The organism is Pectobacterium brasiliense (genome assembly GCF_013449685.1).
Lineage (GTDB): Bacteria > Pseudomonadota > Gammaproteobacteria > Enterobacterales > Enterobacteriaceae > Pectobacterium > Pectobacterium brasiliense_A.
In genome coordinates this window covers 21227-34182 of record NZ_JACDSF010000053.1, presented here as the reverse complement: position 1 = coordinate 34182, position 12956 = coordinate 21227, and the positions used below count along the sequence as shown (strand labels likewise).

Below are 12956 nucleotides of genomic sequence, written 5' to 3'. Positions count from 1 at the left end.
AAACGACTAATGGCAGCGGCTGCCGCCGCTGCTATGATGCGGGGCAGGCAGACAGGGACGTCACAGCATGGCGGTAGCGTGTCCGGGGGCAAAAGTGCGCGTCGGGGTGTTGGGGTTGCGGGGCGGTTAACCTGGCCGAAGACGCTGCCTGAAAAGGCCGTTGCTTCAATGGGTTAAGTGCGCTAAAAAGTACGACTGCATCAGGATCGTCCCTATGACCCGATAGGGCTGGGTGGGGGTATCCGACCTCAAGCCTACGTCCATAACCCATTAGAATGGGTTGATCCGCTGGGGTTGACGGAAAAATAGGGCGGGAAGGACTATAAGTATTCTTTTGGCTCACTTCGGCATTCCTTAAGAAGGCATTCTCCCCATGTTGGTCCTCCTCGGTAGGAACCTTATGCCTCAATGAAGCCAAAAAGGCAGAAAGGGTCTTTGTTCCCATCAGAATGGGGAAATAGGGATATTGCAAGTGCAGCTAAAGAAGTTACGAATAATCCTTTGAATAAAATAGCCTCTAATAGTGAAGGTTTTTTGGAAACGTATTTGAAGGTACGGCAACGAGAAATGGTGTGACTCAAAAAATACGGGTTATTACTGATCATGCTGATCCTCATATCGATGGAACAGGATCGGGAATTATTACTTCCAGCATTCCAATAAAATAGGAATCAGCATGAAATATATTACATGTCAGAATTGTTATTCTAGTTACGAATCAGAAGAAACTCGTTGCCCAGACTGTAATGCGTCACAGGAAAAAAAAGGTGATGGGGTAATTTTTTCACAGATTATGTTCGGAGTGAAATATCTCGGCTTGGTGGTGTTTTTTATGAAATTATTCCACTTTCATTTGAAAGGTATATAGTTCTATGTGAATGGGGAGTGATGTTTTTTGATAATAAAAATCAGTTCTCGTGGAATTATCTTTGCGGGGTAATTGATTCTGTAGAGGTGAGTGAATATGTTGAGGTTCTTCATGGTAATAATAAAGACTATCTTTCTATTGAAAAAGGTAAGTTAATTAAACGATAGACGTTAAGATAAAAATAGCCGGAAGCGATCTGACGATCCTTTCGGCTTTATTATTTTTAACTGTTGCTCAGCCGCTACAAATTAATCTGCGTCTCAATAATAATCCTGCCGCTCTCCACAGTGACGGTAACGGGCATCCCGGTGATAAAGGCAGGTTCCTCCAGCCAGCGGCCTTTGAGGTTAATCGTCGACGGCAGTGACGGATGCGCTGGGTCAGCGCTACCAGTTCCGTAATGGGACGTGCAGTACTGAACAAAAGGAAGAGATCAGATTCCATCGTCACTTATCCTCATTTTTAATAATTACTTTCTTAATTATTATTGTGTTTATTTATAATTCAAATTAATTATTAGCGTCGTAAATAAAAAACTGAATATGTCATTCAGTTTTTTTATTGTATTTGTGCAAAGGTTTTATTCTATTGTTTCTACGCCATAGCTATGTAGTTAATTCCTTTTTTAAATTAATGTAAAGTAATGAGGTTGTTTTGTATATGATGAATAATGAATTAGTTTCATCGCTAATATTAAGTGAGTTAATTCAATATCGGCGTAGATTTACCCAGGCGACGAAACCAATTAGTGAAGAAGAGTCTCAGGTGACACAGGTTCAATTACCCAGAATTCGTAATTTTGTTGAAGAAGAACGTCAAATTGAACTCATTCTACCTGCGTTTCCGTTTAAATCTCCTAGCCCTTATAAGGTGTTGGGAAGAATTCCAGATATGGCGGAACGTTTGTCCTTGAGCTTCCTGAATTCGTTATGTAAGCGTATTCAGATTTATTATCCACCTGGTGCGCATATCCGTATTTGTTCTGATGGGCATGTATTTGGTGACTTGATTGGGACCAGCGACGAAACGATTAATATTTATCAGGAGGAGATTGAAAATTTACTGCATGAACTGGGTGCCGTTCATCTCAGCGTTTTTAATCTTAAAGATGTAGAAAATATGGCGGCGCTCACCGCTGACTATGATCGTCTTCGCCAGCAACTGGTTGAGAATTATGCTGACTCAGAAGAGGAAGTGAAAGCGCAGCTCATGCAGAGCGAAGAAGGTTTGCAGCTTTACCGTTCAATGACCCGTTTCCTCTATGAAGATAGCCTGAGGCCTGACTATACCGGCTCTAATGCGGCGTTACAGAAAGATGCCAAAAAACGCGCGTGTAGCGTTATTCAACGCAGTTGGGCATGGGGCAATCTGCTTGCTGAACAATTCCCAGACGCCATCCGTTTGTCTATTCACCCGCAGCCTTCGGACAGCCTGAAGCTGGGTATTCATATGATGCCCACCAAGGACGATTGGTTGACGCCCTGGCATGGCGTAGCCGCCAATGTTAATGGGCAGTTTGTGTTAATGAAGAATATAGATGCACAGCAACTGGACGGCGAAATCGTAGAAATCCGCGGTATGCCTAGCCATTACTTAGTTAAACAGCCTGATCTGGCATAAGCGCGCTGTTCTTGCCTTATCTTTCACCGAGACATCGATATTGTCATCTTATAAAGGAATATACAGGGTGGAAAATAGCATGGACCGTTGCATTAAACCGCTTTCCCCTTTTGGTACGCTGCCGATCGAAGGTGTGTGCTTCCTTAATCAGCATGCGCTGGAATATCATCATGTCATGCCGGAAACGCAAAGCGCGTTTAGTAAGACGTTACGGTAAAATAACGCCTGAAATCCGTCACGCGTTATGGGGTAAAAGCGTGCCCCGTAACGCTATTGCGAACCGTGTTTTTAAAATAGAATATGCGCACGGATGTTCTATCGCAGGGTTGCAGTCAATGAACGACGTTATCCGAACGTTGCTAAAAATAAGGAGCCGCTATAAGCCGCTCCTTTGTTGTTTCTATTGTTTTACAGCGCCTTATCGGTCAACAAGTCGACCTTGCTGGCTGTTGAGACACGCTCAAGGTACGCGTGAACGTTAGGACCAAACTGTACGCCTTTCACAATCGTGAGCGACAGTAAGATCGGGAACAGAATAAAATCGGTGGTGGAAATGGTGCTGACGTTTGCCAGACGCGGCTCCAGCGCCTCGAGTTTCTGCTCCACTTCCGCAATCAGTTCCGGCGTTTTCGCGAGCAGTGCATCCAGATCGCCGAAGGCTTTTTCTTCGCGCAGGATGTAAGCATCGCGCGCCTCTGGCGTGGAAAGCTCTTTGAAATCGGCTTTCGTAAAACGGGGGACCGCAAGGTTAAACACCGCGCTGGAAACGGACTTACACCAGGCTTCAATCTCAGCATCAACCGGTTTATCTGCGATTAACGGCACTTGCTTGCTGTCGACATAGTGGACGATATCCATGCTTTCCGGCATGAAGCTGCCATCTTCTTTCTGCAGGATCGGCACCACTTTGCGACCCACCATGCGTGTTGGCGTGTCAACGTCGCCTTCCATAATGACGGATTGCTCAACAGGCAGATCTTTCAGACCAAAAATCATTCTGGCTCTGACACAGAATGGGCAGTGTTCGTAAATGAAAAGTTTCATGCATCGCCTCGTAAGATTTTGAAAAATTCAGCAAAAATTTGCCAGCCTTGTCATGACAAGTTATGCCATCAGAGTAATACCTGATGCGGTTGGCGGTAAAGCGAATGTGCCTAAAGATGATGATGTCAGGGAAAAGAAGGGCGCGGTGTGGATCCGCCTTATCCTCGTAGGATTCCCGTATGATGCAGTGAGACCCCTTTTGCGGAAGAGAAATCATGGATCGCCTGAGCGCCGGAAACATTTATCTGCGTTTTTGAAACTGGGTTGTTTTCCGTCGCGTTCCGCAGGCTCGGTATTGGGCAGCCTGTGGTGTCCAAAGCAATCATGCAACTGGAAAATCAGCTGGCAACGCCGCTGTTGCTCCGCTCTACCCTAGGGCTGACGCCGACAGAAGCTGGGCAGAATTTTTATGAGCACTGCGTTAAAGGTACTGGGGGATGCTAAAGAGCATGTGGTGAGCGGGAGCACGGCGCTGTCTGGGCGGCTACGCATCGGTGCGCCTGTGACTTTTACCAGACAGCCCATCATACTGCAGCTCCATGAATTCATGGCCGAGCATCCCCAGCTAAATATTGATGTCATTCTGGACGATCGCCCGATCGATCTGATTGCTGAAGGCATCGATGTGGTACTGCGTTTGGACGAAATGAAGGATTTAAGCCTGATTGCCCAGGGCTTGGCATTGTGTTCCATGCGACTGCTGGCGACCCCTGACTATTTCGCGCGTCATGGTGTGCCAGCTTCTCCTGACGTTCTGGCTGTTGCAGGCAGAGAGAACCGATCGCTGGATTTTTTCTCAGGGTGGAACACAGACCATGGTATTCCCCAATAGGCGTATCCGAGTTTCTGCGGTGGAAGGCGTGCGTGCAGCGGTGCTCTTATGGCGATACTGGTTGCGCTGATGAAAACCCAAAAAGCGTCATTACGAACGGGGGAAAGTAGGTTGAAATAGCCAGATAAGGTGGCTGCGAAGTCTCACCAATGTTGTTTTACAACCGGTAGATTAACCTTACTTGCTGATGACAATACTATACATTTGGCTTGCTATAGTCCTTCCATCCCTTGTCAGTACCTCACATCCCTGTGAGTGTTGTGTTAGTTAACCATCCCTGTCATTAGAATGACCTTAACCCGCCTTGTGCGGGTTTTTTTTGCCTGCTTTCCCGCAAATTAAAGTTACTAATTAGGCTATCTGACAGTGTATTGATGTCTGTCTCTCCAGCAACTTCTCAATGGAGAGAATGTACGATCTCCAGCGTACCGTTAATGATGAATTGTACGCCCATGCACACCAGCAGGAACCCCATCAGCCGTGAAATGGCTTCAATGCCGCTTTTCCCGATCAGACGCATAATCAGGCCCGAACTTTTCAGACTGAGCCACACGATCAGGCTGATCAACATAAACGTGAGTACAGGGGCAACGGTAATCACCCATGGCGTGATATCGACGCCGCTCTTGATTTGTGAGGCAGAACTGATGATGAGGGCAATGGTTCCTGGCCCCGCGGTGCTGGGCATCGCCAGTGGAACGAAGGCGATATTGACCTCATTGGCGGAGAAGCTGTCGTTGATTTCTTCTTTTTTGCTTTTGACTTCAGGTGCATGCTCTGGCTTTTGCTGAGGAAAAAGCATGCGAAACCCGATAAATGCGACGATGAGCCCGCCGGCAATGCGCAACCCAGGAATGGATATTCCGAAGGTATTCATTACGACCTGACCCGCGTAGTACGCGACGGTCATAATGATGAAGACGTAGAGCGAAGCCTGAAAGATTTGGCGATTTCGTTCCCCCTGGCTCATGTTGCCGGACATCGCTAAAAATACCGCAACCGTTGTCAGTGGGTTCGCGAGTGGCAGGATTAACACCAGACCAAGACCAATGGTTTGAATCAGTTCCAGCATTCTACGTTCCTTTTATTGGGGCGCTTTCGTCAGTTCGGGAAAACGGTCGCTGATGACCTGTTGCTATGATGTCTGGCGCGACTTAGGCCAGTTCATCCTCCGCTAATTTTTTGAAACGATAGAGCGTTTTCGTCAGCATATCGCGAGAAAACATATCAAACATTTGGCCGATCTTTTTCCCGATCAAGCCCCCCGGTGGGTTGTAGCGAATCGTCAGCGTTACGGTTGTACCCGCTTCCAATGTGGCTGGTTGAAAAGAAAGCCGGCCTTCATTCGGAACCCGTGCCCCTTCCAGCGAACGCCAGTGGATATACTCCCCCAGTTTTTCATCAATAATACGAGCCTGCCACTCAATGAGCGCGCCAATCGGCGTGTTAATTCGCCAGTTAGAGTCGGTATAGTTCAGTATCTCGATACTGGCGAAATGGCCCATCAGGATCGGCAACGTTTCCGGTTTGCGCCAGAGATCAAACAAACGTTCTGCTGGGCGATTGATCGTAATGCTGCTGCTGATTTTATTGGCATAACTGCCGTTTTTCGCTGCGGTTCTTCTTAAAAAAGAGGGAAACACCCGTCATCCTCCCTAATGGATTATTACCCCTTTATGGGCATGTTCACGCCATTCTGACCGATCTCGACCAACGAAGCAAAGCGGAGACGGTGGCGATAGTGTTGGCGCAGACTATCACAGCAATCGTCAGAGTTTTTATGCGCCTAATGTTACGTTAATGTTCGTTCGGTACTGTAAGAGTCAGACAGAAGCCGAATGAAGTGCCGCAAAACACCAGGGTTTTTACATAACGATAATAGCAGTACCCCGCCCACTATTTTAGTGGGCTTTTTTTATTTGTACTTCCCTGTTTAGATATTTCATTGCTATATAAATTGATATTTATCAAGTTATCTTTAATGGTTTTGTACCTATTAAGATGTAATAAAAGTGCATCCCTATTTTCTATTATTTAAATGACTAACTGGTTGTGTGGTAATTTACTTTATAGACATGTCGTGATACGTTTATGGCCAGCTTTTATGCTGGTAGGAATAAATATGAGTAACCCATTTATTGCGAGGTGGAGCCGTAATGGTAACCTACTTTGCCACGGCCACTGGTTAATATCTTATAAAGAAAACGCTTTCACCTTACCGGAAAAGTATAAAGAAAATCATATGGGAACGATGGGGATCTACTCTATCATCGATCCTGATGATGAAATGTACCGAGACGGGCTCGATGAGGATGATTGGATTCTGGAAAATATCGACTGGTTGGCCGACAGCTTTGAAGAAAATAATGTCCCTATCGAAGAATGTTATTTCAGATATTTTTTTCAGGCTATAAATAAGCAGGACTGGCGATGCACCAGTTGTGCAGGCTGTATGTAAATCGCTCCATCATTATTAATTACTCCTATTCCCTCTGTATTCCTGCTAGCCGACGCTCTATTCGCGTCGTGCTATTTTCTCCTTGATTATTTGGCCGCGTTTTATTCGATTTCCCTCGATTTTCATCTTCTTTGCTATGCGCTTCGCATACCGTGCAGCGGAGCGTCTTTTTCAGGGAAAAGTGTTACCCTGACCCAACAATCCTTGATTAAGATGAGGCGGCAATGACGGAAGCTGACATTCTGCGGTTAAGTGCTTTGGTGGGCGAAAAACTGAAGGTGCGTGGTGCCAAACTGACATGTGCAGAGTCCTGTACCGGAGGCTGGTTGGCTAAGTCGATTACCGATATCGCGGGTAGTTCAGGCTGGTTTGACTATGGCTTTGTGACGTACAGCAATCTGGCCAAGCAGCGTCTGGTGAATGTGAACGCAAAGACACTGGAGCAGCATGGTGCGGTGAGTGAAGCCGTCGTCAATGAGATGGCCGCAGGGGCGTTGCAGGCCGCCGATGCAGATTTTGCCATATCGGTAAGCGGCATCGCCGGGCCCGACGGGGGGACCGAAGAGAAGCCTGTCGGCACGGTATGGTTTGGCTTCACAGATAAACAGGGCGGGGCATTCGCGCGGACAATGCGGTTCAGCGGAGACCGAAACGCGGTACGTCTGCAATCGGTCCATTTTGCGCTGCAAACGCTGCTCGACGCGTTTCTGAAAAAATAACCTTGATGCTGTATGCGCATACAGTATAATGTCAGTAATTATTCGGCAATTCATGATTAAGCAGCCGCGTAGAGACAGCAGCTTTACGCCGCATGACAGGAGCAGAAATGGCTATTGATGAGAACAAACAAAAGGCACTTGCGGCAGCACTGGGCCAAATCGAAAAGCAATTTGGTAAAGGTTCTATCATGCGGTTGGGCGAAGATCGCTCAATGGATGTTGAAACTATTTCTACAGGCTCCTTATCTCTTGATATTGCTCTGGGCGCTGGTGGTTTGCCGATGGGTCGTATCGTTGAGATTTATGGCCCGGAATCTTCCGGTAAAACAACGCTGACCTTACAGGTTATTGCTGCCGCTCAGCGTGAAGGCAAAACGTGTGCGTTCATCGATGCTGAACATGCGTTGGATCCGATTTATGCGAAAAAGCTTGGCGTAGATATCGATAATCTGCTGTGTTCTCAGCCGGATACCGGCGAGCAAGCGCTGGAAATCTGTGATGCGCTGACGCGCTCCGGCGCGGTTGACGTTATCATCGTCGACTCCGTTGCAGCGCTGACGCCGAAAGCAGAAATTGAAGGTGAAATCGGCGACTCCCACATGGGGCTGGCCGCACGTATGATGAGCCAGGCTATGCGTAAACTGGCGGGTAACCTGAAACAAGCTAATACGCTGCTGATCTTCATCAACCAGATCCGTATGAAAATCGGTGTGATGTTCGGTAACCCTGAAACCACTACCGGTGGTAACGCGCTGAAGTTTTACGCTTCCGTTCGTCTGGATATTCGCCGTACTGGCGCGATTAAGGAAGGCGAAGAAGTTGTCGGCAGCGAAACTCGCGTTAAAGTCGTGAAGAATAAAGTGGCGGCACCGTTCAAACAGGCTGAATTCCAGATTCTGTACGGCGAAGGCATCAACATCCACGGTGAGCTAGTCGATCTGGGTGTGAAACATAAACTGATCGAAAAAGCGGGTGCCTGGTATAGCTACAACGGCGACAAGATTGGTCAGGGCAAAGCAAATGCCTGTAATTTCCTGAAAGAGAACCCGGCGGTTACTGCGGAACTGGATAAGAAATTGCGTGAAATGCTGCTGCATAAAGGCAATGAGCTGACGCCTGCCACTGCGGGCAATAGCCATGACGAAGATGCATTCGCCGATGAAGGCAACGAAGAGTTTTAATGGTGGCTGAATTCCCTGTGACAAAGCACATCAGCGGGTAAATGGATGAATAAACCCTTACGCTATGCGATGAATGTGCTTTCTGTTCGGGATTATAGTGAAGCCGAAATACGCCGCAAATGTGCGGCGTATTTATATAAATTAGATAGCGCAGAAGCAGAAAATGAAGCGGACGACACGACTGCCCGAACTGGAGCAGAAGAGGTGGAAGTGGCCATTGCTTACTGCAAGGAGCACGGTTGGCTGGATGATGCGCGCTATGCTCGTCGCTATATCAACAGCCGAAGTCGCAAAGGCTATGGCGTCCAGCGAATTAAAATGGAGCTGAGCCAGAAAGGAATCGATAAGACGATATTAGCCACGGCATTAAACGAGAGTGAGATCGATTGGTGCGCGCTGGCGAAATCAGTTGTGGAGCGAAAATTCGGGCATCCTCTGTCCGATGAATGGAAAGACAAAGTCAAACATCAGCGATACCTGCTCTATCGTGGTTTCTTTCATGAAGAAATCCAGTCAATTTATACGAATTTTTCAGATTGAACGCATACGGGATTTTACTTCCCATCGAAGAAAATTTATCTTATTCCCACTTTTTTGTTCGTGAGTTGCTTGGTAGCGTCAGCATGCTGGACTAACCTTGCCCGCGACCTGTTCTTCTAGCTTGATTCCAGGACAATTATGAGCAAGAGCACCGCTGAGATCCGTCAAGCGTTTCTCGATTTTTTCCACAGTAAGGGACACCAGGTTGTTGATAGCAGCTCTCTGGTGCCGAACAACGATCCGACATTGTTATTCACCAATGCGGGTATGAACCAGTTTAAAGATGTGTTCCTCGGGCTGGATAAACGTAACTATGTCCGTGCGACGACCTCGCAGCGCTGCGTGCGTGCCGGTGGTAAACATAATGACCTGGAAAACGTAGGTTATACCGCCCGCCATCACACCTTCTTTGAAATGCTGGGTAACTTCAGCTTCGGTGATTACTTCAAGCATGATGCGATTCGCTATGCGTGGGAGTTGTTGACGTCTCCCCAATGGTTCAACCTGCCGAAAGAGAAACTGTGGGTAACGGTATACGCAACGGATGACGAGGCCTACGACATTTGGGCTGATGAAGTTGGCGTACCGCGCGAAAGAATTATTCGTATTGGTGATAACAAAGGCGGGCCTTACGCCTCTGATAATTTCTGGCAGATGGGCGAAACGGGGCCGTGCGGTCCGTGTACCGAGATTTTCTTCGATCACGGTGAACACATCGCGGGTGGCCCACCAGGAAGCCCTGATGAAGACGGCGACCGCTATATCGAAATTTGGAACTTGGTGTTCATGCAGTTCAACCGTCAGGTTGATGGCACGATGCTGCCGCTGCCGAAACCTTCCGTCGATACCGGAATGGGGTTAGAGCGTATTTCTGCCGTGTTGCAGCACGTCAATTCAAACTATGACATTGATTTGTTCAAAACGCTGATTGAGGCGGTTGCTAAAGCCGTTGGTACGACGGATTTAACCAATAAGTCGCTGCGTGTTATCGCTGACCATATCCGTTCTTGTGCATTCCTGATTGCGGATGGCGTGACGCCATCTAATGAAAACCGTGGCTATGTTCTGCGCCGTATCATTCGCCGCGCTGCACGTCACGGTAACATGCTAGGCGCTACGGATGCCTTCTTCTACAAACTGGTTGCGCCACTGATTGAAGTCATGGGGCCAGCGGCAGAAGAGTTGAAGAAGCAGCAGTCGGTTGTTGAGCAGGCGCTGAAGATGGAAGAAGAGCAGTTTGCCCGTACGCTGGAACGCGGCCTGTCTCTGCTGGACGAAGAAATTAAAAACCTGAAAGGGGATACGTTGGATGGCGAAACGGCCTTCCGCCTGTATGACACCTATGGTTTCCCTGTCGACCTCACCGCGGATGTGTGCCGCGAGCGTGGCCTGAAAGTCGATGAGAAAGGTTTTGAAGCTGCGATGACGGCTCAGCGCCAGCGTGCGCGTGAGGCCAGCGGATTTGGCGTTGATTACAACAGTCTCATCCGTGTGGATGAAAACACGCCATTCTGTGGCTATGAAAAAACGCAGCAGCAAGCGAAGGTGATTGCGCTTTATCACAATGGAAACGCGGTTGATCAGATTGCGGCAGGTGATGAAGCGGTAGTGATCCTGAACGAAACGCCATTCTATGGTGAATCCGGTGGCCAGGTTGGCGATCAGGGTGAACTGAAAAACGCGGGCGCGAGCTTTGCCGTTCAGGACACTCAGAAATATGGTCAGGCAATCGGCCACGTTGGTAAACTGACTCAGGGTTCGCTGCGTGTTAACGACAGTGTCGATGCAAATGTTGATAGCCAACGCCGCGATCGCATTCGCCTGAACCACTCCGCAACGCACCTGCTGCATGCCGCGCTGCGTCAGGTTCTGGGCGATCATGTCGCGCAGAAAGGTTCTCTGGTTAACGATAGCTATCTGCGTTTTGACTTCTCACATACGGAAGCGATGAAACCTGAGCAGATCCGTCAGGTTGAAGATATCGTCAATGCGCAAATCCGCCGTAACCTTACCGTACAAACGGATGTCATGGCGCTGGATGATGCGAGAGCGAAAGGCGCGATGGCGCTGTTCGGCGAGAAGTACGACGACCATGTCCGTGTCCTGACGATGGGGGATTTCTCCATTGAACTGTGCGGGGGCACACACGCAAGCCGTACGGGTGATATCGGCCTGTTCCAAATCATTTCGGAATCAGGTACCGCTGCCGGGGTACGTCGTATTGAGGCGACCACGGGTGAAAATGCGCTTTCTGCGCTGCACCGTCAGAGCGACGTTCTGCAAGATATTGCGCAACTGCTGAAAGGGGATAGTCACAACCTGACGGATAAGGTACGCTCTGTTCTGGAGCGTGCTCGCACGTTGGAGAAAGAGCTTCAGCAGTTGAAGGCTCAGCAAGCGGCGCAGGAAAGCTCGTCGCTGTCCGGCAAAGCAAAAGAGGTGAGTGGTGTTAAGTTGCTGGTTACGCAACTGGACAACGTGGATCCTAAGCTGCTGCGCACGATGGTGGATGACCTGAAGAATCAGCTAGGGTCTGCTGTTATCGTTCTCGGAACGGCGGCAGAAGGCCGGGTTAGCTTGATTTCTGGTGTAACGAAAGATCTGACCGACCGCGTAAAAGCCGGTGAACTGATTGGGTTTGTTGCTCAACAGGTTGGTGGTAAAGGCGGTGGCCGTCCGGATATGGCTCAAGCTGGTGGTTCAGATGTGTCTGCATTGCCTGCTGCGCTGGCAAGTGTTGAATCTTGGGTTACTGCTAAGCTATAAACATAGATAACGTTTGATTCTCGTTATCCAACAAAAACGCCATAACTTTCTGGTTGTGGCGTTTTTGTCTGCGGAAAAGGGTCCGACAAGTGGGGTAGAACGTGTGCTACCTTCAGATATTCTGAAGTATGACACGCTCAGTCCTGTTGTTGTGATAACAAAAGCACAAGCTACTGATATCGACTAAACTAACAAGTAGTGACAAACCGGAGTGTGGTGGTGGTGCTTATACCATCGTCTAGGTTTACGTTTTCACGGCACATGATGGATAATGGCGGGGAGACAGAGAGACCCGACTCTTTATAATCTTTCAAGGAGCAAAGAATGCTTATTTTGACTCGTCGAGTTGGCGAAACCCTCATGATCGGCGATGAGGTAACGGTTACCGTATTAGGAGTGAAAGGCAACCAGGTGCGTATTGGTGTTAATGCACCTAAAGAGGTTTCTGTCCACCGTGAAGAGATCTATCAGCGTATTCAGGCCGAAAAATCTCAACCAACGTCATATTGATTGACAATGCGTCTCGTGTTCGCGGGACGCAATTGTTATTTCCCGCTTTTTTCCCCACACATTTATCGATATATCCATTTTTACTGTGCGCTCCTTTTAGCAAGGTAACCGCCTGTTTTTCTGTCGATAAAACAGACTTTTTGTTGTGAAAATACGCATCTTGGATGCGAATTGTTCAAACAAACACAAGGTGGGAAAAATTGTTTGACTTATAAGTCTGGGAAAGTAATATGTGCGCCACGCAGTACCGGTGAGCACTAACAAGAAGTTCTTAGTAGCGAATCAGGTAATGTAAGGTGAGGTGGCCGAGAGGCTGAAGGCGCTCCCCTGCTAAGGGAGTATGCGGTCAAAAGCTGCATCGAGGGTTCGAATCCCTCCCTCACCGCCATTTAATATGCATCCGTAGCTCAGCTGGATA

Annotated in this window: 11 protein-coding genes, 1 tRNA gene and 2 pseudogenes; 10 read left to right on the top strand and 4 right to left on the bottom strand. The window is 48.2% G+C overall.

The annotated features are described in order from the left end of the window. Positions 1 to 1109: 1109 nt before the first annotated feature. Positions 1110 to 1271: pseudogene (locus H0248_RS18515) on the bottom strand (SymE family type I addiction module toxin); the annotation flags it as partial. Positions 1272 to 1528: 257 nt separating this feature from the next. Here H0248_RS18515 and pvcA point away from each other — a divergent pair. Both pvcA and H0248_RS18505 read left to right on the top strand, forming a co-directional pair. After that, a complete protein-coding gene (gene pvcA, locus H0248_RS18510; RefSeq protein WP_374705281.1) occupies positions 1529 to 2488 on the top strand; it encodes an L-tyrosine isonitrile synthase in 960 nt (319 codons plus the stop codon). 79 nt (positions 2489 to 2567) lie between these two features. Continuing rightward, complete coding sequence (locus H0248_RS18505; protein WP_180787009.1) at positions 2568 to 2705, top strand: hypothetical protein; 138 nt, start codon at positions 2568 to 2570, stop codon at positions 2703 to 2705. Positions 2706 to 2896: 191 nt separating this feature from the next. On the opposite strand, the gene grxB is transcribed toward H0248_RS18505, so the two are convergent. Then, positions 2897 to 3532, bottom strand: a complete 636-nt coding sequence (gene grxB, locus H0248_RS18500; RefSeq protein ID WP_180787024.1) for a glutaredoxin 2 — start codon at positions 3530 to 3532, stop codon at positions 2897 to 2899. 215 nt (positions 3533 to 3747) lie between these two features. On the opposite strand from grxB, the pseudogene H0248_RS18495 reads away from it, so the two are divergent. After that, positions 3748 to 4410, top strand: a pseudogene (locus H0248_RS18495) (LysR family transcriptional regulator); the annotation flags it as partial. A gap of 351 nt (positions 4411 to 4761) precedes the next feature. On the opposite strand, the gene H0248_RS18490 reads toward H0248_RS18495, so the two are convergent. Beyond that, complete coding sequence (locus H0248_RS18490; protein ID WP_010307203.1) at positions 4762 to 5436, bottom strand: MarC family NAAT transporter; 675 nt, start codon at positions 5434 to 5436, stop codon at positions 4762 to 4764. 82 nt (positions 5437 to 5518) lie between these two features. Further along, complete coding sequence (locus H0248_RS18485; RefSeq protein WP_180787023.1) at positions 5519 to 6007, bottom strand: SRPBCC family protein; 489 nt, start codon at positions 6005 to 6007, stop codon at positions 5519 to 5521. A 479-nt stretch (positions 6008 to 6486) separates the two neighbouring features. Here H0248_RS18485 and H0248_RS18480 point away from each other — a divergent pair, with 479 nt between their 5' ends. From H0248_RS18480 to H0248_RS18450, 7 genes are all read left to right on the top strand, one after another. Further along, positions 6487 to 6822: a hypothetical protein gene (locus tag H0248_RS18480; protein ID WP_094431181.1), complete on the top strand. Its 336-nt coding sequence runs from the start codon at positions 6487 to 6489 to the stop codon at positions 6820 to 6822. Positions 6823 to 7046: 224 nt separating this feature from the next. After that, complete coding sequence (pncC, locus tag H0248_RS18475; protein WP_180787022.1) at positions 7047 to 7541, top strand: nicotinamide-nucleotide amidase; 495 nt, start codon at positions 7047 to 7049, stop codon at positions 7539 to 7541. Between the two features lie 107 nt (positions 7542 to 7648). After that, complete coding sequence (gene recA, locus H0248_RS18470) at positions 7649 to 8722, top strand: recombinase RecA (protein ID WP_180787021.1); 1074 nt, start codon at positions 7649 to 7651, stop codon at positions 8720 to 8722. 45 nt (positions 8723 to 8767) lie between these two features. Then, complete coding sequence (gene recX / locus H0248_RS18465; protein WP_180787020.1) at positions 8768 to 9262, top strand: recombination regulator RecX; 495 nt, start codon at positions 8768 to 8770, stop codon at positions 9260 to 9262. A gap of 138 nt (positions 9263 to 9400) precedes the next feature. After that, positions 9401 to 12028, top strand: coding sequence for an alanine--tRNA ligase (gene alaS, locus H0248_RS18460; RefSeq protein WP_180787019.1), 2628 nt, complete (start codon positions 9401 to 9403; stop codon positions 12026 to 12028). Positions 12029 to 12352: 324 nt separating this feature from the next. Continuing rightward, on the top strand, positions 12353 to 12538 hold the full coding sequence (gene csrA, locus H0248_RS18455; RefSeq protein WP_005972168.1) for a carbon storage regulator CsrA: 186 nt from the start codon (positions 12353 to 12355) through the stop codon (positions 12536 to 12538). Between the two features lie 295 nt (positions 12539 to 12833). Then, positions 12834 to 12926: transfer RNA gene (locus H0248_RS18450), tRNA-Ser, on the top strand. Positions 12927 to 12956 lie beyond the last annotated feature (30 nt).

Excerpts from the sequence above, each read along its gene's own strand:
- pvcA (WP_374705281.1), top strand. The coding sequence starts at position 1,529 with ATGATGAATAATGAATTAGTTTCATCGCTAATATTAAGTGAGTTAATT.
- H0248_RS18505 (WP_180787009.1), top strand. The coding sequence starts at position 2,568 with ATGGACCGTTGCATTAAACCGCTTTCCCCTTTTGGTACGCTGCCGATC.
- grxB (WP_180787024.1), bottom strand. The coding sequence starts at position 3,532 with ATGAAACTTTTCATTTACGAACACTGCCCATTCTGTGTCAGAGCCAGA.
- H0248_RS18490 (WP_010307203.1), bottom strand. The coding sequence starts at position 5,436 with ATGCTGGAACTGATTCAAACCATTGGTCTTGGTCTGGTGTTAATCCTG.
- H0248_RS18480 (WP_094431181.1), top strand. The coding sequence starts at position 6,487 with ATGAGTAACCCATTTATTGCGAGGTGGAGCCGTAATGGTAACCTACTT.
- pncC (WP_180787022.1), top strand. The coding sequence starts at position 7,047 with ATGACGGAAGCTGACATTCTGCGGTTAAGTGCTTTGGTGGGCGAAAAA.
- recA (WP_180787021.1), top strand. The coding sequence starts at position 7,649 with ATGGCTATTGATGAGAACAAACAAAAGGCACTTGCGGCAGCACTGGGC.
- recX (WP_180787020.1), top strand. The coding sequence starts at position 8,768 with ATGAATAAACCCTTACGCTATGCGATGAATGTGCTTTCTGTTCGGGAT.
- alaS (WP_180787019.1), top strand. The coding sequence starts at position 9,401 with ATGAGCAAGAGCACCGCTGAGATCCGTCAAGCGTTTCTCGATTTTTTC.
- csrA (WP_005972168.1), top strand. The coding sequence starts at position 12,353 with ATGCTTATTTTGACTCGTCGAGTTGGCGAAACCCTCATGATCGGCGAT.